The organism is Bradyrhizobium sp. 2S1, from assembly GCF_011516625.5.
GTDB lineage: Bacteria > Pseudomonadota > Alphaproteobacteria > Rhizobiales > Xanthobacteraceae > Bradyrhizobium > Bradyrhizobium septentrionale.
Genome location: NZ_CP147717.1, coordinates 1,394,213 through 1,412,825, shown reverse-complemented (window position 1 = coordinate 1,412,825; position 18,613 = coordinate 1,394,213). Strand labels below are relative to the sequence as shown.

The window sequence follows — 18,613 nt, the reverse complement described above, 5'->3', positions numbered from 1 at the left end:
GAAGCGAAGCCGGGAATTCAATGCAGCCGCTCACGCAGGATTTGAAAACGTCGTCCACCAGCCAGCCGGGACTGCTGGCCCCCGATACGACGGGAATGAATTTCTACCGGGCCGATCCCGCGCTGACCGATCTCCTGAAGCTGCATCTGCCCGAAGCGTTGTTCCGCCACATCGAGCCGCATCTCGACCGTCTCGGTGGACTCGCCGGTGGCTTTCTCGACGAATGCGCACGGCTTGCCGACCGGCATACGCCGGTGCTGCACCAGCGCGACAAGTTCGGCCGCGACGTCCAGCACATCGAATATCATCCGGCCTATCGCGAGATCGAGAGGGTCGCGTTCGGCGAGTTCGGCATTCACGCGCTGTCGATCCGCAAGGGCATCATGGGCTGGCCCGACAAATATCCTGTCGTGGCCAAGCACGCCTTCACCTTCCTGTTCAACCAGACCGAATTCGGCATGGGTTGCCCGATCAACGTCACCGACGGTTGCGCGAAGCTGTTGGCGAATTTCGGCAGCGAGGCCTTGAAGGCGAAATATCTCGACGGCCTGACCCAGACCGACATGAGCAAGCTGATGCAAGGCGGCCAGTTCATGACCGAGAAGGAAGGCGGCTCCGACGTCGGCACGCTGACCACGCGCGCCGTGCAGGAGGGCGACCACTGGCGGCTCTACGGCGAGAAGTGGTTCTGCTCGAACGCCGATGCCAAGGTGGTGATGCTGCTGGCGCGGCCGGAGGGTGCGGGGCCGGGGACCCGCGGCGTCGGCCTGTTCCTGATGCCGGGCATCCTCGACGACGGCTCGCAGAACCACTACCGGATCGTGCGCCTGAAGGACAAGCTCGGCACCCGCTCGATGGCCTCGGGCGAGATCAAGTTCGACGGTGCGATCGCTTACGCCGTCGGCAAGCTCGACCGCGGCTTCGTGCAGATGGCCGAGATGGTGAATTCGTCGCGGCTGTCCAACGGTGTGAAGTCGACGGCGCTGATGCGCCGCGCCTTCCACGATGCGATGACGGTCGCGAGGGGCCGCGTGGTGTTCGGCCAGCGCATCATCGATTTGCCGCTGGCGCGGCGGCAGCTGATGAAGATCATGCTGCCGACCGAGCAGGCGTTGTCGATGAGCTTCCTGACGGCTGACGCGCTCGACCGCGCCGAGGCCGGCAGCCAGGATGCCGCGGCGCTGCTGCGAATCCTGACGCCGACGCTGAAATTCCGCGCCACCCGCGATGCCCGCAAGTCTGCGGCGATGCGATGGAGATGCGCGGCGGCATTGGCTACATCGAGGAATTCGTCACGCCGCGGCTGCTGCGCGACGCGCATCTCGGTTCGATCTGGGAAGGCACCGGCAACATCGTCGCGATCGACGCGTTGAAGCGCGCGGTCGGCCGCCATGGCGCCGACAATGCGCTCGCGGCCGATCTGCATGCGCGGCTCGATGACAGCCCGAACGTCCCGCAAGCCTGGCGCAACCGGCTGCGCGACCTCGGCGACCGCGCGATCGCGTTTGCGCGCGAGGTCGCTGGGAGCATCGACAACGAGGGCGATGCGCGGCGCGCCACCAGCCTGCTCTATCATGTCGCAAGCGCCGTGGCGCTGGCATGGGAGGGCGGCCGCATTCACGAGATGCGCGGCGATGCGCGCCGGCTGCTGCTGTCGCGGATGGTGATCGATCATCGCATGCTGCCCGGCGATCCGTTCCGGCTTGCGGAAAATACCGTTCAGCGCAGGATGACCGAGCATCTGCTCGGCGATCGCGCCATCGGCATGGCCGAGGTTGGCGAATTGCTCGTCGCAGCGTAGGCTGCCGCGCGAGCGCACCGTTCAAACAATCAAAAACGCCAAGGGAGACACTGATGAAGGCCGCTGTCCTGCATGAAGTCAACAAGCCGCTGGTGATCGAGGATGTCAGCGTGCCCAATCCGGGGCCGCGCGAGGTCCTGATCCGCACCGCGGTCGCGGGCCTCTGCCATTCCGACCTGCACTTCATGGAAGGCCTGTATCCGCACCCGCTGCCGGCCGTGCTCGGCCATGAATCGGCCGGTGTGGTCGAGAAGGTCGGCTCCGACGTCAACTACGTGAAGCCCGGCGATCACGTCGTCACTTGCCTTTCGGTGTTCTGCGGCACCTGCGACAATTGCACTACCGGCCGCACCGTGCTGTGCACCGATACCACGGTGAAGATGCTCCCCGGCGCCTCCAACCGGCTGTCCTGGAACAGGTCGGAGAAGCTGCACCAGTTCCTCAACCTGTCGTCATTCGCCGAACAGATGCTGGTGCACGAGAACGCCATCGTGAAGATCAAGAAGGAGATGCCGCTTGATCTCGCCGCGCTGATCGGTTGCGGCGTCATCACCGGCTATGGCGCCGTGGTGAACACCGCCAAGGTGACCGCCGGCGAGACCGTCGCGGTGATCGGCTGCGGCGGCGTCGGCATGGCCGCGATCAACGGCGCGCAGATCGCCGGCGCCGGCCGCATCATTGCGATCGACACCAATCCGGCCAAGCTGCAGCTTGCGACGAAACTCGGTGCCACCGACATCGTCGATCCCGCCCGCGGCGATGTCGTCCAGCAGGTGCGCGAGCTGACCGGCGGCGGCGTACAGCATTCCTTCGAGGTGCTCGGCCGCAAGGATACCGCCGAGCAGGCCTTCGGCATGCTGGCGCCCGGCGGCACCGCGACCATCGTCGGCATGATCCCATTCGGCCAGAAGATCGAGCTGCACGGTTTTGACTTCCTGCGCGAGCGCCGTATTCAAGGCTCGTCGATGGGCTCCAACCACTTCCGCGTCGACATGCCGCGCCTCGTTGACTTCTACATGCGCGGCAGACTGCATCTCGAGGACTGGATCTCGGCCAAGCTGAAGCTCAGCGAAATCAACGAGGGCTTCGCCAACATGAAGGCCGGCAAGACGCTGCGCAGCGTGATTATGTTTGATAGCTGATTTGTCGTCATTCCGGGGCGATGCGAAGCATCGAACCCGGAATCTCGAGGTCGTATGCGGCACAGGATTCCGGGTTCAGCCCTGTGGGCTGCCCCGGAATGACGGCCTCCTCATCGCGCGACATGCGCGGACACGGCGAGCCATTTGCCGTTCTGCCGCGCCCAGCAATCGGTGTAGCAGCCGTGCGCGGGCTCGCCGTCGGCGTTGGTGTAGCTGGTCTTCGCGTGGATGATGGCGAAATCGCCGAGGATGCGGATTTTGACGTCCTCGGCCTTCAGGCCCTTGATCTTCACCGGGATCGCCGTCTGCTTCAGGAAGGCGGTACGGTCGACCAGGCTCTTGTCGGGATTGGTGCAGTAAAAATCCTGCGCCAGGATTTCGTCGAAGCGCTTGACGTCGCAGTTCTGAACCGAGTCGACGTAATCCTTGTTGAGTTTTGTCAGGTCTTCGAGATCGTTGCTCATTGGTTTCTTCCCTGTTGCTATTGTTCGTATTGCTGTGCGAGCGCCGTAGCGGCGCTGTCGATACCGTCATCCTGAGGTGCGAGCTCTTGCGAGCCTCGAAAGATGCACGGCCACAGTCGGGCCGTCGACCCTTCGAGACGGCCGCTCGCGGCCTCCTCAGGGTGACGGTGATGGAGTTAGGTGCGCCTCACTGCTCTGCAATGACGGGTTACCTAGTCATCGAACATCTTCGGCGGCACAAAACCGCCGAACTCGCGCTCGATCAGCTCGGCGAGCTTGAGCGGCGTGCGGTCCTCGATCCATGCGCCGACGATCTGCACGCCGAGCGGCAATCCGTCGGGCGCAAAGCCGGTCGGGATCGCGGTCGAAGGCAGGCCGGGCAGCGTCGCGATGCCGGGCCAGGCGAGCTGGTCGGTGTAGATGTGCGGTTCGCCGTCGATCAGGATTCTGCGTTGTTCCTGATCGGGCGAATGATCGTGCGGATAGGCCGGCGTCGGCATGATCGGGCAGATCACCGCGTCGAAGGACTGGAAGAACTCGCGCCATTGCGCGCGCAGCCGCGAGCGCGCCGCCGTCGCCTGCACCCAGTCGCGATGGCTGAGCGCGATGCCGCGCAGCCGCTCGGCCTGCAGGCTGGTGTTGTCGGCCGGCAATGCCGCCGCCGCCGCGCAGGCGCCGGCATAGACCTCGGGCGGGAAGTTCGCGCCGAGGAACGACAGCAGCATCCGCATATAGAGCCGCGACGACGCCGCGAAATCCGGCAGCAGCGGGCTCGCGCGCGAGACCTTTGCGCCAGCCTTGTCGAGATGGCTGGCGAGCTTGTCGATGCTGCCGCGGACCGCCTTGTCGGTCGGCAGCACCGGATCGGTGTCGATGACGAGGATGCGGAAATCCCGCAAGTTCGCATGCCGCGCCGCCGGCAGTTCGAGTTTGTAGGCTTTGCCGGCGTCGAGCGGATCGGGGTCGGCCATCACGTCCAGCAGCAGCGACAGGTCGGCCGCGCAGCGTGCCATCGGGCCGGTCACCGCGAGGTCGCGTTCATAGATCAGCGGCGGCGCCGGCGGCGAGGTGTGGCCGCGCGACGGCAGCAGCGCGAAGGTCGGCTTGTGCGCATAGACGCCGCAGTGGAATGCCGGCACGCGTAGCGAACCGCCGATGTCTGAGCCGAGCGACAGCGCGCCGTAGCCCGCCGCGAGCGCCGCCGACGATCCGCCGGAGGAGCCGCCCGGCGTGCGGCCGAGGTCGTAGGGGTTGTTGGTGGTGCCGTAGATCTCGTTGTAGCTCTGCCAGTCGGCGAGGCCGACTGGCACGTTGGTCTTGCCGAGGATCACGCCGCCGGCGTCCTTCACCCGCGTGATCGAGAGCGCGTCCTCAGTCGGCGTGAAGTCCTTCTGCGCCGGGTTGCCCCAGGTCGTCGGCAGGCCCGCGACGTTGAAGGATTCCTTCACCGTCATCGGGATGCCGAGCAGCGGCCTGTGCTCGCCGCGCGCGATCGCGGCATCCGCGGCGCGTGCCGCGGCGAGGCCGCGCTCGAAATCGCGCACGCAGACCGCGTTGACCTTGCCATCGTGGCGCTCGATGCGACCAATCGCGTCCTGTGCGAGCTCGACCGCCGAGACCCGCTTGCTGCGCAGCGCCTCCGACAGTTCGACGGCGGTCCTGAAACTCCATTGCGATTTGGCCACGGCGTGCTCCCGGTTCTGGTTGGCGCGATGATGGGCAGTTTGGCTGCCGCCCGCAAGCGCTGTAGCCGCCGCATAGCCGCCGCGTTTGATCGGAATTGCGGGTGCGTGATCGAAGGCAATGCCCATTTCACCTCGCCCCGCATGCGGGGAGAGGTCGGATCGCATCGCAGATGCGATCCGGGTGAGGGGGTACAGGTCTCACTGCGTTCACAGCTTGCGGCAGCAGCCCCCCACCCCAACCCTCTCCCCGTAAAGAACGGGGAGAGGGGGAACGATCGATTGCTACGCCGCGCCGATCAGGATGCCGACCGCGAGCACGATCGCGCCGCCGAGCACGATCTGGAACACCGCCTGCAGGAACGGTGTGTCCATGTAGCGCGAGCGGATGAAGGCGATCGCCCATAATTCGAAGAACACCACGATGCCGGCGATCGCGGTCGCGATCCAGAATGCGTTCGGCCAGGCGTCGGGCACCAGATAGGGGATGGTGTGGCCGAGGCCGCCGAGCGTCGTCATCAACCCGCAGGTCAAGCCGCGCAGCCAGGGCGAGCCGCGCCCGGTCAGCGAGCCGTCGTCGGACAGTGCTTCGGCAAAGCCCATGCTGATGCCGGCGCCGATCGACGCGGCAAGCCCGACCAGAAATGTCTGCCAGTTGTGATGGGTGGCGAAGGCGGCGGCGAACAGCGGCGCCAAGGTCGAGACCGAGCCGTCCATCAATCCGGCAAGCCCCGGCTGGACATATTGCAGCACGAACATCCGCCGCCGCGTGCGGTCTTCCTCCGCGCGCACATCGGGCTTGAGAATGTCGCCGGTCAGCTTGACCGCGAGCTTCTCGTGGCCCTTCTCCTCCTCGGCGAGATCGCCGAGCAACCGGCGCACGCCGACATCGTCGGCATTCTCGGCGGCGCGGATATAGAAGCGCTCGGCTTCCAGCTCCATGGTCTCGACTTCCTTGCGGATGGTGTCGAGCGGCAGGTTCTTGGTCAGCCAGATCGGGCGGCGACGCAGAAAGCCTTTGACGTCCTCGCGCCGGATTGGCGGCAGGTGCTGACCGAAGCGCTGCTCGTAGGTTTCCAGCAGCCGGTGGCGATGGCCGCGCTCCTCCTCGGCCATCTCCTCGAAAATCTTCGCGGTATCGGGATATCGCCCGGCGAGGTCCTCGGCGAAAGACATGTAGATGCGGCTGTCCTCCTCCTCGGAGGCGATCGCGACCGCCAGCACCTCGCGCTCGGTCAGATCGGCAAAGTTCTTCACGGCAACGCACCCTGTTCATGCAGTTTAGAAGTAGAATAGTTCTAAACAATAGAAGCGCGCCGCGGCCGGGTCAAATCAAGGTGGCCCCGAATCCGGGCGCAACCGCGCCGGGCCGCAGCGCGGTTCTGGCGAAGAACGCGTTTCAGAACAATGAGATGAGCTTGGATCGATCGGCGCGCTCAGGGCCGGGAGCCGGCCTCTCGCAGGAATGTGAGCAGGAGCCGGCTGACCTCCTCCGGCTGCTCCTGCTGCACCCAGTGGCCAGCGCCGTCGACCAGATGGCAGCCGATCATCCTGCTGCAGGCCTTCGCCTGCATCGCCTCGAATACGCCGGGCCGCTGATAGGTGCCCCAATCCTGCTTGCCCGAGATGAAGGCGGAGGGCTGGTCGATGCTGCGGCCGCTCCAGGTCTGCAATTCCGGGGTGAACGCGCCCGAGGTGCCACAGCGATACCATTGCAGCCCGCCCTGGAATCCGGTGCGCTGATATTCGGCGCTGTAATAGGCGAGCTCCCGATCCGGCAGCCAGGTGTTTGCGGCGATCGCCTCACGCGACGGCATCTCTTCGGCCACCGTCGCTGCCATGTCCTTGGCGATATCCATCACGTAATAGGTCGGCAGTTTGGCCAGCTCGCCCGCCGACCAGGACTGCAGCGGATACGGCCTGTTGTCTTTCCAGTCCGCGCTCTTTGAACGCTGCGACCAGCCCGAGCGCATCGCGCACCAGGTTGGGCAAACGGAATGACGCGAGGTCGCCGTCATAATCCGCGTTCCAGCCCGTGGTGCGGCCATAGCCGCGCTGGTCCGGCGCGATCACGTGATAGCCGGCCGCAGCCAGCTTCGGCATCACCTTGCGCCAGGAGAACGCCAGCTCCGGAAAACCGTGCAGCAGCAGCACGCAGGGCCGGCCGGTTGTTTCGAAGCCGGCCTCCAGCACGTGCATGCGCAGGCCGTTGATCCCGTCGACATAGCGCGAGCGGATGGTGGCGGGGAGCGGGACGTCGGGGAGGGCTGCCATCGTAAGGATCACCTGTTCAGGACAGCCGCAGAACCAGCGCATTTGGCTGTATTCTGGCGGTCATTGTTCTCACGATAGCAACTTTGGCCAGGGGATGCATACCGCATGCGCCACGCGAGGATTGCAATGCTGCCCGGCTGGATGGCGCGGCCCGCTCTGACGATCGTGGCCGCAAGCCTGCTGCTGCTGATGCCGGCGGCGCGCGCCGCCGACATCAACGAGCTGACCGAAAAATTGCCGCACGCCTATATCGGCGAATTCCTGTGGGATGGTGACAAGACGGTGCAGAACGTCGTCATCACCTTCGACCAGGTGCACGCCCTGAACGAGCAGAACGCGGAAGCGCTCGGCTGCGGTTCGTATGAGGTCGGCCGTCGCGTGACCAAGATCAAGGTGCGGATGTTCGTCCGGCTGTCCGATCTCGAGGTCGAGCTGTTCGAGCGGTCGCCCGACGGCGACGGCTCGTTCGAGACCGGCGGCAGCCATCGCGGCAAGCTGTCGGAAGATTTTCAGCAGATCGACGCGCAGTGGACCACCACGGCCACCGGCCAGCACGGCCAACTCCATCTGCGCGCCGTGGCGTCGGCCGCCTGCGAGCCGGCCGCGGCGTTGTAGCGGAAGATCAAGCCAGCAGCCCCGAAAATGGAATAACGCGCAGCCCTCTCTCCCTTGAGAGGGAAGGCTACGGCCATGCCGATGCGGAGATCAGGGTGTCGTCAGTTGCCTGCCGCAAGTTGTTGCATCGCCTCCGCCGGAGGTTGCTTGGCGTGAGGCGCGCGTTTCATCCAGCGCAGATATTTGCCGGGTTCCCGACGCTTGATGATCCGCCACGTCCAGGCCATCGCCCGGACGACGTTGCCGTCCTTGTCTGCGAGCCAGATACGACCGGCACCGACAGGTATCGGCGCCTGATCGATCTGCTTCCAGGTTTCCTCGTCAGAAACTTTCCCGAACAGATTCCAGAAAGCCATGGGACCCCCGCATCCGGTTATCCGCAGGTCTGTAGTATGGCTGAAACGTTGCCGCTTTTGAACCGGCTTTCCGTCAGGCGGCGATCCCCCTTAAGGGGGAGATCTGCAGGGTGGGGGAGGGCGGCGGCACCGCGCTCACCTGCCGATCTACGCCTTGCCCGCCGGCTTCGGCCAATACCGGTCGCGCAGATGCCGCTTCACCAGTTTCCCCGTCGGCGTCCGCGGCAGCTCCGCCTCGAAGTCGATGCTCTTGGGGCATTTGATCGGCGACAGATGTTGTCTGCAGAACGCGATCAGCTCGGCCTCCAGCGCCTTGCCGGCCTTGGTCATGTCGTGCGGCTGCACCACGGCCTTGACCTCTTCGCCCATCTCTTCGTTCGGTACGCCGAACACTGCGACGTCGGAGACCGCGGGATGCGTGATCAGCACGTCCTCGGTCTCCTGCGGATAGATGTTCACGCCGCCGGAGATGATCATGTAGCTCTTGCGGTCGGTCAGGTAGAGGAAGCCCTCTTCATCGAGATAGCCGACGTCGCCGAGCGTCGACCAACCCTTGGCGTTGTAGGCCTTCTTCGTCTTCTCGGGATCGTTGTGATAGGTGAAGGCGGGCGCGTCGGCGAAATAGACCTGGCCGATCTGCCCCGTCGGCGCCTCCTCCTCGTTCTCGTCCAGGATCTTGACCTTGCCGACCACGGCGCGGCCGACCGTGCCGCGATGGGTGAGCCATTGCTGCGAGGTCGAGACCGTGACGCCGTTGCCCTCGGAGCCCGCATAATACTCGATCAAGATCGGTCCCCACCATTCGATCATCTTCGCCTTGACGTCGACCGGGCAGGGCGCCGCGGCGTGGATCGCGCCTTTCAGTGAGGAGACCTTGTAGCGGCTGCGCACCTCATCGGGCAGCTTCAGCATGCGCACGAACATCGTCGGCACCAGCTGCGACTGCGTCACTCTGTGCTTCTCGACCTGCTTCAGAAATTCCTCGGCGTCGAAATGCTCCATGATCACGGAGGTGCCGCCGAGCACGGTCGCCATCATGTTGAAGCGCAGCGGGGCCGCGTGATAGAGCGGCGCCGGCGACAGATAGATGCTGTCGGCGTTCATGCCGCACATGTCGGCGGTGAGAATCCGCAGGAACGGGTTCGGCACGTCGATCCGGTTGCCCTCGAACTCCCTCTTGATGCCCTTGGGCCGGCCGGTGGTGCCGGAGGAATACAGCATGTCGTAGCCCGCGACCTCGTCGGCAACCGGCGTGGTCGGCTGCGCGCCGGCCTCCTTGTCATAGGAGCGGAAGCCCGGTGCAGGCTCGTCCATCATGTAGAACAGCGGTTCGCCGGGCTCGCCCTTGATCAGGCCCTTCACCTTGTCGGCGCACTGCGGCGTGGTGATGAACACCTTCGCCCCGCAATCCCTGATGATGTAGGCGATCTCATCTTCCGTCAGGTAGCGGCTGATCGCCGTGTAATAGAGCCCTGAGCGCTGCGCCGCCCAGCAGATCTCCATGAAGGCGAGGCGGTTTTCCATCAAGAGCGCGATGTGGTCGCCGGCCTTCAGGCCGAGCGAGCGGAACAGATGCGCGCCCTGGTTCGAGAGCTCGTCGAGCTCGCGATAGGTGATGGATTTGCCGGACACCGCCATCTGGTAGGCGATCTTGTTCGGATGGTTGCGCGCGTGGATGGAGGGGTGGGTCACAAGGCGTTCCTCAAACAAGGTGGTCGTCCCTACCTAGTGCGCAATTGCGCACGGGAGCCGGGACCCATAACCACCGATCTTATTTATTGAAATGAGCTGGGGCCTCAGCTCGCCATAGCCACATCGACCTGTGGTTATGGGTCCCGGCTCAAGGCCGGGACGACACCTTTTGTATGGAGGCTCTTGCGGCCTCTCAAACGCTTCTTAAAGGTCAGGCGCTCTTACAGCCGCTCGACAATCGTCACGTTCGCCATGCCGCCGCCTTCGCACATGGTCTGCAGGCCGTAGCGCTTGTTGCGCTGCTTCAGCGCATGCAGCAGCGTGGTCATCAGCTTGGTGCCGCTGCCGCCGAGCGGATGGCCGAGCGCGATCGCGCCGCCGTTGACGTTCAGGCGCGCCGGATCGGCGCCGGTGGTCTTCAGCCACGCGGTCGGCACCGAGGCGAAGGCCTCGTTGACCTCGAACAGGTCGATGTCGTCGACCTTCATGCCGGCCTTCTGCAGCGCGCGCTGGGTCGCCGGCAGCGGCGCTTCCAGCATGATCACGGGGTCGCCGCCCATCATGGTCAGGTGATGGATGCGCGCCATCGGCTTGACGCCAAGCGCCTTGAGGCCCTTCTCGTTGACGACCATCACGCCGGAGGCGCCGTCGCAGATCTGGCTCGCGCTCGCCGCGGTCAGCTTGCCGTTCTCGGCGATCAGCTTGACGCCTTTGATGCCGTCGAGGCTGGCGTCGAAGCGGATGCCCTCGTCGATATGGTGGGTATCGGTCGAGCCGTCGGCGCGGGTGATCTTGACCGGCACGATCTCGTCCTTGAAGCGGCCGGCTTGCGTCGCCGCGATCGCGCGCTGATGGCTGTTGTAGGAGTACTCGTCGAGCTCATCCTTCGACAGGCCGTACTTCTCCGCCATCATCTCCGCGCCGGTGAACTGGCTGAAGATGATGTTGGGGTACTTCGCCTCGATGCCCGGGCTCTTGTAATGGCCAAAGCCGTTCTTGGCGGGCAGCGAGGAGGCGAGCCCCATCGGCACGCGGGTCATCGATTCCACGCCGGCGGCGATCACGCAGTCCATGGTGCCGCTCATCACGGCCTGCGCCGCGAAGTGCAGCGCCTGCTGCGAGGAGCCGCACTGGCGGTCGATCGAGGTCGCCGGCACGCTCTCCGGCAGCTTGGAGGCCATCACCGCGTTGCGCGCGACGTTGTTGGACTGCTCGCCGGCCTGCATTACGCAGCCCATGATCACGTCCTCGACCTGTGCCGGGTCGGCGCCGGAACGTTCGACCAGCGCATCGAGCACGGTCGCGGCCAGATCGGCCGGATGCCAGCCGGCGAGACGCCCTCCCTTGCGGCCGCCCGCGGTGCGAGCGGCGGCGACGATGTATGCCTCGGCCATGTCTGATCTCCCTGATGTTCTGATTGGGCGGTTTTGAAAGTTGGGCCGGATTTAAGGGGCGGCTCCGCATTTAGTCAATCAATCAATTAACTCTTGAGTGCAGCCCCGCCATGGGCTTATGTGCGGCCTCGATTTACCGGCGAACCCGGAACCAAGAGCGGGACCAGAGCGCAGTTGAATACCAGCGTACCGACGAAACTTGCTGCGGGCAAAAACGCCACTGCGGACAAGCTTTTGGTGGCAGCCAGCGAGCTGATGATCGAGCGCGCCTCGATCGAGGTCTCGCTGTCCGACATCGCGCAGAAGTCGGGCGTCAACGCCGCGCTGGTGAAATATCATTTCGGCAACAAGGACGGGCTGTTGCTGGCGCTCTTGGCGCGCGACGCCGCGACCGAGATCTCGCAACTCGAATATCTGCTGGCGCAGCCGATCTCGCCATCCGCGAAGCTGCGGCTGCATATCGGCGGCATCATCCGCGCCTATCACCAGTTCCCCTATATGAACCGGTTGATCCATTATCTGCTGCACGAGAGCTCGGCAGGCGCTCCGGACGAGGTGTCGAAATTCTTCGTCGCGCCGCTCCTGGATTTTCATCGCCGCCTGTTGGCCGAAGGCATCAAGGCCGGCGAGTTCCGCAAGATCGATCCGGTGCTGTTCTACACCAGCCTGATTGGCGCCTGCGATCATCTGTTCTTCGGCCGCCACGCGATGTCGCGCGCGGTCGGCGTCGGTCCGGTCACCGACGAGGTCTGCCGCGAATACATCAAGCACATGGAAGCCTTGATCTTCGGCGGCGTGCTCAATCCCGATAAGGAAACGGCGGCGGTTGCCGCCGGATAACAAGTTCGAAGTTGAGAGAAGAAACGTTCAAGGAAGGGCTATTCCATGCAGTTGAAAGACGTTGCCGTTCTCATCACCGGCGGCGGCTCCGGCCTCGGTGCCGCGACCGCCCGCGCCATGGCCACCAAGGGCGCCAGGATCGGCGTGATCGACCAGAACAAGGAAAACGCCGAGAAGGTCGCCGCCGAAGTGAGGGGCGTCGCCCTGCACGCCGACGTCACCGACGAGGACGCGATCAAGGCGGCGATCGCCAAGGCCGAGGACGCCCACGGCATCGCGCGCGTGCTGATGAACTGCGCCGGCATCGGCGGCTCGCAGCGCATCGTCGGCAAGGACGGCGTCTATCCGCTGGCGAAGTTTGTCCGCATCATCAACGTCAATCTGATCGGCACCTTCAACGTGCTGCGCCTGTTCGCCGAGCGGCTGGCGACCGAAGCCCCGATCGGCGAGGAGCGCGGCGTCGCGATCAACACCGCGTCGGTCGCGGCCTATGAAGGCCAGATCGGCCAGATCGCCTATTCGGCCTCGAAGGGCGGTGTCGTCGGCCTCACGCTGCCGGCCGCGCGCGACCTCGCCAGCCTGAAGATCCGCGTCAACACCATCGCGCCCGGCCTGTTCCTGACGCCGCTGCTGATGGGCTTGAACGAAGAAGCCCGCAAGAGCCTCGGCGCCCAGGTGCCGCATCCGGCCCGCCTCGGCGATGCCTCGGAGTACGGCAACCTCGCCGTCCACATCGTCGAGAACCCGATGCTCAACGGCGAAACCATCCGCCTCGACGGTGCCATCCGCATGGCGCCGCGCTAACGGCGAATTCCGCCGTACTTCCCTTCTCCCCTTGTGGGAGAAGGTGGCGCGGACGTAGTCCGCGACGGATGAGGGGTTCTCCCCGCGGAGACAGACCCCTCACCCAACCGAATGCAAGGCTAATAGCGAACATGCCCTCTCCCACAAGGGGAGAGGGCACAGTAACGAGCATCGCGTTCGCTGAACGGTCGGGAGGACCATGCGCGTGTCTCAACCGCTGCTGATCGAACATCACGACGGGGTCGATTGGGTCACGCTCAATCGTCCCGACAGCCTGAACGCGCTCGATCCCGCCATGATCGATGCGCTCAACAGCTACTTCCAGGGCCTGCAGCGCAACCGCGACACCCGCGTCGTGGTGCTGAAGGGCGCCGGTGCGAATTTCTGCGCCGGGCTCGACCTCAAGCACGCGATGGCGCGCCGCGGCGGGCAGACCGAGCCGCCCGGCGTCACCGAGTCGCTCGACTCGCAGCGCCGCATTGCCGACATCGTGATGCTGATGCGGCGTTGTCCGCAGCCGATCATCGCGCTGGTGCAGGGCGCGGCCGCCGGCGGCGGCTTTGCGCTGGCGCTCGCCGCCGACATCCGCATCGCCGCAAAGAATGCGCGGATGAACTGCGCCTTCATCAAGCTCGGCTTGGGCGGCTGCGACATCGGCACCAGCTATTTCCTGCCGCGCCTCGTCGGCGTCTCCGTCGCGTCCGAACTGATCCTCACCGGGCGCTTCATCCATGCCGATCGCGCACTCGCCGTCGGCCTTGTCTCCGAGGTGGTCGAGGCCGCCGATCTCGACGCCGCCGCCAATCCTTATGTCGAGGCGATGATGACGGCCTCGCCGGTCGGTCTCCGCCTCTCCAAGGAATGCATCAACATGAGCGTCGATGCCGGCTCGATCGAAGCCGTGATTGCGATGGAGGATCGCAATCAGGTGCTGTGCAGCCGTTCGGAAGATTTTCAGGAGGGCATCAGGGCCTTCCTTGAGAAACGAAAGCCTGTCTATATCAGGCGCTGACAAAAAGTCCGCAAAGGACAAGAAATTCCGGGAGACGCAAAATGGATGGTGACGCGGCGATGCTGACAAAACCCGCCTTTCGCAAGGTGGACTGGCTCGCGCGTGACATCGCGGTCGAGCGGCGCGACGACGGCACCGTCGTGCTGCAGTCGCGGATTCCGCTCCAGGCTTATGAGACGCACATTCCGGCCTATCTCGCCAAATGGGCGGCGCAGGCGCCGGAGCGCATCTGGCTCGCGCAGCGTGGCGGTCCCGACCGAGCGTGGCGCAAGCTCTCCTATGGCGAAGCCAAACGCACCGTCGATGCGCTGACGCATGGCCTGCTCGATCTCGGCATTGGTGCAGACCGGCCCGTCGCGATCCTCTCGGGCAATTCGATCGAGCATGCGCTGATGACGCAGGCGGCGATGCAGGCACGGTTGCCGGCCGCGCCGGTGTCGCCGGCCTATTCGCTGATGAGCCAGGATCATCTCAAGCTCAAATATCTGTTCAACCTGATCAAGCCCGCCGTCGTGATGGTGCAGGATGGACCTGCCTTCGAGAAGGCGCTGAAGGCGATCGATCTCACAGGGATCACCGTCATTCACGTGCTGCGTCCGTGCGAGGGCATCAAGAGCGTGGCCTTTGCCGAGCTTGCCGCAACGCCGGTGACATCCGCGGTCGGTGAGTCCATCGCGAAGATCACGCCCAATACCGTCGGCAAGCTGCTGTTCACCTCGGGCTCGACCGGCATGCCCAAGGCCGTCATCAACACCCAGGAGATGATGTGCGCCAATGCGGCGATGATGATGCAGGTGCGCCCGCGTGAAACGGCTGGGCCGATCCCGACCGTGCTCGACTGGATGCCGTGGAATCACACCATGGGCGGCAACGCTGCGTTCAATCCGGTGCTGGTCGACGGCGGCACGCTCTATATCGACGACGGCCGGCCGATGCCGGGCCAGCTCGAGGAGACCATCAGGAACTTACGCGAGGTCTCGCCGACCTATTACGCCAACGTGCCGGCCGGCTATGCCGCGCTCGCAGCCGTCATGGAGAAGGACGAAGCACTGTGCCAGAGCTTCTTCAAGAACCTCGCGATCATGGGTTATGGCGGCGCGCGGCTGCCTGACGATCTCTACGACCGCATGCAGACGCTGGCGGTGAAGACCACTGGCGAGCGCATCGTGTTCTACACCGGCTGGGGCTCGACCGAGACCGCGCCGACCTCGACCGGCACCTATTGGGACACCGAGCGCGTCGGCCTGATCGGCTTGCCGTTCCCCGGCGTCGAGCTGAAGATGGTGCCGTGCGGCGCGAAATACGAATTGCGGTTGCGCGGCGTCAATGTCACGCCCGGCTATTTCGGCCAGCCCGATCTCACGGCCAAGATGTTCGACGAGGAAGGCTTCTACTGCATCGGCGATGCCGGTGTGTTCGTCGATCCCGAGGACCCGCTGAAAGGCATCATCTTCGCCGGCCGCGTGGTCGAGGACTTCAAGCTGACCACCGGCACCTTCGTCCATGTCGGCTCGCTGCGCACCGATGCGATCGCGGCCGCGACGCCGGTCGTGCATGACGCGCTGGTGGCGGGGCAGGACCGTGAGTTCATCGGCCTGTTGTGCTGGCCGAACCTGCATGCCTGCCGTCAGCTCGTCGGCAAAGCGGACGCGAGCTATGAGGACGTGATCCGGCATCCCGACGTGGTGGCCTGCCTCAAGAAGGGTTTGCAGGCCCACAACGCGTCGACCACCGGCAGCAGCATGCGCATTGCACGTGCGATGCTGATGGTCGAGCCGCCGTCGATCGACGGCAATGAGCTCACCGACAAGGGCTACATCAACCAGCGCGCCGGCCTCGAGCGCCGCGCCGCGCTGGTCGAGCAGCTCTATGCCGACAAGCCCGGCGACGAGGTGATCGTTTTGAACTGACCGTAGGATGGGTAGAGTGCAGCGAAACCCATCATCTGACCAAGCAATCGATGGGTATCGCTTCGCTCCACCCATCCCACGAAGCCAAGCAACAACGCGGGTAGCGCCATGAATTTCGATTTCTCCGACGAACAGAAGCAGATGCGCGACGAGGCGCGGAAGTACCTCGCCGAACAATGCCCGCCCAAGGCCGTGCGCGAAGTGCTCGACGGCAAGGTGCCCTACGACAAGGCGCTGTGGAAGGGCCTTGCCGAGATGGGCTTCCTCGGCGTCGCGATCCCGGAGCAGTTCGGCGGCGCGGGCGCCGGCCATCTCGAGCTTTGCGTGATCGCCGAGGAAATGGGCCGCGCGCTGGCGCCGGTGCCGTTCTCGTCGACCGTCTATCTCGCCGCCGAAGCGATCCTGATCGCCGGAAGTGACGCGCAGAAGCAGAAGTGGCTGCCGAAGATCGCCTCCGGCGATGCCATCGGCACGCTCGCGCTGTTCGAGGGCCACGGCAACCCGTCGCCGAAGGCGGTCAAGGTCACTGCCAATGGCGGCGTGCTCAACGGCGTCAAGAAGCCGGTCGCCGATGGTGCGATCGCCGATTTCGCCGTGGTCGCCGCGCGCACCGGCTCGAGCGGACGTGAATCCGATATCTCGCTGTTCATCGTCGACCTCAAGGCCTCAGGCGTCGAGGTCAAGTCGCTCACCAACATCGATCTGACCCGCGGCCAGGCCGAGATCACCTTCAAGGACGCCAAGGCCGAGCCGCTCGGCGCCACTGGCGAGGGCTGGAGCGTGATCACCCAGGTGCTGGATCGCGCCGCGGTGCTGACCGCGTTCGAGCAGGTCGGCGGCGCCGACCGCGCGCTGGAGATGGGCCGCGACTACGCGCTCGACCGCATCGCCTTCGGCCGTCCGATCGGCTCGTTCCAGGCGGTGAAGCACATGCTGGCCGACATGTATGTCTCGGCGACGCTGGCGCGGTCGAATTGCTATTTCGGCGCCTGGGCGCTCTCGACCAATGCCGGCGAGCTGCCGGAAGCCGCCGCCGCCGCGCGCATCAGCGCGACGCAGGCGTTCCAGCACTGCGCCAAGAACAACATCCAGGTTCACGGCGGCATGGGCTTCACTTGGGAGTTCGACTGCCACATGTACTACCGCCGCGCCAATGCGGTGGCGCTCGGCCTCGGCAGCCTGTCCTATTGGGAAGACGCGCTGATCGACCGCATGCGCAAGAAGAACGCGGCGTAAGGGGTGCTCGTGTCCCGGACGCGGTGCAGCGTGAAACGCTGCTCCGCAGAGCCGGGACCCATCGGGCTACTATGGACCCCGGAACAGCAGCGCACCACTCCGTGCTGCGCCGCATCCGGGGAACGCAGGAGAGGACAGAGTCATGAATTTCGACGACACTCCGCAGGAAGCCGCATTCCGCGCCGAGGCGAAAGCCTGGATCGCGGCGAATGCGCCCAAGCAATATGAGGAAGAGCTGCGCAAGGCCTCGCTCGGCCGCTTCCAGCTCAAGGGCGCCAATATCCTCGAGGTCGCCAAGGCCTGGCAGAAGAAGAAGGCCGATGCCGGCTGGGCCTGCCTGCACTGGCCGAAGGAGTATGGCGGCCGCGGCGCATCGCCGATCGAGCGCGTGATCTGGCAGCAGGAGGAGGGCCCGTTCGGCCGCCTCAGCTCAATGTTCATCATCGGTCACGGCATGTGCGGCCCGACCATGATGGCGTTCGCCGGCGAGGAGCAGAAGCGCTCTTACCTGCCGCCGCTCGCCTCCGGCGAGAAGATCTGGTGCCAGCTGTTCTCGGAGCCGGCCGGCGGTTCCGACGTCGCGGGCCTGCGGACCCGCGCCGAGAAGCATGGCGACGAATGGGTGATCAACGGCCAGAAGATCTGGACCTCGGGCGCGCACTATTCTGATTACGGCATCCTGCTCACCCGCACCGATCCGACCGTACCGAAGCACAAGGGCCTCACCATGTTCTTCCTGGACATGAAGAGCCCGGGCGTCGAGGTGCGGCCGATCAAGCAGGCGAGCGGCGCTTCCGACTTCAACGAGGTCTATTTCACCGACGTCCGGATTCCGGACTCGCAGCGGCTCGGCAATGTCAATGACGGCTGGAACGTGTCGCTGACCACGCTGATGAACGAGCGCATGTCGATCGGCGCCGGCGTCTCGACCGGCTTCCCCGAACTGTTCGACTTCTGCAACAGCCTGATGCTGGAGGACGGCCCGGCGATCGAGAACCGCGCGGTGCGCTCGAAACTGGCGAACTGGGCGGTGAAGGCGAGCGGGCTGAAATACACCAGCATGCGCGCGATCTCGGCGCTGTCGAAGGGCGAGCGGCCGGGGCCGGAGAACTCGATCGGCAAGCTGGTCGCCGGTTCGATGATCCAGGACGTCGCGACCTACGCGCTCGACCTGCAGGGCGCCGCCGGTGCGCTGAGCGGGGTAGAGGATGCCGAGGTCGCCGGCAAATTCCAGGCGATGCTGCTGCGCGCGCCCGGCACCCGCGTCGAGGGCGGCACCGACGAGATCATGCGCAACATCATCGCCGAGCGCGTGCTGGGCCTGCCCGGCGACATCAGGGTCGACAAGGACGTTCCCTTCAACAAGATCCCGACCAAGGGCCGCGCCTGAC

At 65.1% G+C, this 18,613-nt stretch carries 14 protein-coding genes and 2 pseudogenes; 9 read left to right on the top strand and 7 right to left on the bottom strand.

The genetic code is table 11. From position 1 onward, the window contains the following. Window positions 1-20 precede the first annotated feature (20 nt). Both HAP54_RS06865 and HAP54_RS06860 read left to right on the top strand, forming a co-directional pair. Window positions 21-1,801 (top strand): annotated as a pseudogene (locus tag HAP54_RS06865) (acyl-CoA dehydrogenase family protein). Between the two features lie 53 nt (window positions 1,802-1,854). Beyond that, window positions 1,855-2,943: a Zn-dependent alcohol dehydrogenase gene (locus tag HAP54_RS06860; protein ID WP_166211561.1), complete on the top strand. Its 1,089-nt coding sequence runs from the start codon at window positions 1,855-1,857 to the stop codon at window positions 2,941-2,943. Between the two features lie 110 nt (window positions 2,944-3,053). Here HAP54_RS06860 and HAP54_RS06855 read toward each other — a convergent pair whose 3' ends face one another. From HAP54_RS06855 to HAP54_RS06840, 4 genes and pseudogenes are all read right to left on the bottom strand, one after another. Then, on the bottom strand, window positions 3,054-3,407 hold the full coding sequence (locus tag HAP54_RS06855; protein ID WP_166299185.1) for a nuclear transport factor 2 family protein: 354 nt from the start codon (window positions 3,405-3,407) through the stop codon (window positions 3,054-3,056). Window positions 3,408-3,619: 212 nt separating this feature from the next. Then, window positions 3,620-5,092, bottom strand: a complete 1,473-nt coding sequence (locus HAP54_RS06850) for an amidase (protein WP_166307522.1) — start codon at window positions 5,090-5,092, stop codon at window positions 3,620-3,622. A 282-nt stretch (window positions 5,093-5,374) separates the two neighbouring features. After that, window positions 5,375-6,346, bottom strand: coding sequence for an iron exporter MbfA (gene mbfA, locus HAP54_RS06845; protein WP_166299184.1), 972 nt, complete (start codon window positions 6,344-6,346; stop codon window positions 5,375-5,377). Between the two features lie 179 nt (window positions 6,347-6,525). Beyond that, window positions 6,526-7,363: pseudogene (locus tag HAP54_RS06840) on the bottom strand (alpha/beta fold hydrolase). Between the two features lie 126 nt (window positions 7,364-7,489). Here HAP54_RS06840 and HAP54_RS06835 point away from each other — a divergent pair. Then, window positions 7,490-7,978, top strand: a complete 489-nt coding sequence (locus HAP54_RS06835) for a hypothetical protein (protein WP_224741353.1) — start codon at window positions 7,490-7,492, stop codon at window positions 7,976-7,978. 101 nt (window positions 7,979-8,079) lie between these two features. Here the strand turns inward: HAP54_RS06835 and HAP54_RS06830 are convergent, their stop codons facing one another. From HAP54_RS06830 to HAP54_RS06820, 3 genes are all read right to left on the bottom strand, one after another. Beyond that, a complete protein-coding gene (locus tag HAP54_RS06830; protein ID WP_166299182.1) occupies window positions 8,080-8,334 on the bottom strand; it encodes a hypothetical protein in 255 nt (84 codons plus the stop codon). Window positions 8,335-8,481: 147 nt separating this feature from the next. Continuing rightward, window positions 8,482-10,026, bottom strand: a complete 1,545-nt coding sequence (locus HAP54_RS06825) for an acyl-CoA synthetase (protein ID WP_166299181.1) — start codon at window positions 10,024-10,026, stop codon at window positions 8,482-8,484. Between the two features lie 221 nt (window positions 10,027-10,247). Next, entirely contained in the window at window positions 10,248-11,420 is a 1,173-nt protein-coding gene (locus tag HAP54_RS06820) for an acetyl-CoA C-acetyltransferase (protein ID WP_166299180.1), read from the bottom strand. Between the two features lie 174 nt (window positions 11,421-11,594). Here HAP54_RS06820 and HAP54_RS06815 point away from each other — a divergent pair, with 174 nt between their 5' ends. From HAP54_RS06815 to HAP54_RS06790, 6 genes are all read left to right on the top strand, one after another. Beyond that, window positions 11,595-12,260 carry a TetR family transcriptional regulator gene (locus HAP54_RS06815; RefSeq protein WP_166299179.1) on the top strand — a complete coding sequence of 222 codons (666 nt, stop codon included), beginning with the start codon at window positions 11,595-11,597 and terminating at the stop codon, window positions 12,258-12,260. A 45-nt stretch (window positions 12,261-12,305) separates the two neighbouring features. After that, window positions 12,306-13,064 carry an SDR family NAD(P)-dependent oxidoreductase gene (locus tag HAP54_RS06810; protein ID WP_166299178.1) on the top strand — a complete coding sequence of 253 codons (759 nt, stop codon included), beginning with the start codon at window positions 12,306-12,308 and terminating at the stop codon, window positions 13,062-13,064. Window positions 13,065-13,269: 205 nt separating this feature from the next. Continuing rightward, window positions 13,270-14,076 (top strand): enoyl-CoA hydratase/isomerase family protein, encoded by an 807-nt coding sequence (locus tag HAP54_RS06805; RefSeq protein WP_166307519.1) that lies wholly within the window; start codon window positions 13,270-13,272, stop codon window positions 14,074-14,076. A 41-nt stretch (window positions 14,077-14,117) separates the two neighbouring features. Further along, window positions 14,118-15,986, top strand: a complete 1,869-nt coding sequence (locus HAP54_RS06800; protein WP_166299177.1) for an AMP-binding protein — start codon at window positions 14,118-14,120, stop codon at window positions 15,984-15,986. A gap of 108 nt (window positions 15,987-16,094) precedes the next feature. Beyond that, window positions 16,095-17,222 (top strand): acyl-CoA dehydrogenase family protein, encoded by a 1,128-nt coding sequence (locus HAP54_RS06795; protein ID WP_166299176.1) that lies wholly within the window; start codon window positions 16,095-16,097, stop codon window positions 17,220-17,222. A gap of 142 nt (window positions 17,223-17,364) precedes the next feature. Next, the gene (locus HAP54_RS06790) at window positions 17,365-18,612 is read left to right on the top strand and encodes an acyl-CoA dehydrogenase (RefSeq protein ID WP_166299175.1); all 1,248 of its coding nucleotides are present in this window, start codon (window positions 17,365-17,367) and stop codon (window positions 18,610-18,612) included. Window position 18,613 lies beyond the last annotated feature (1 nt).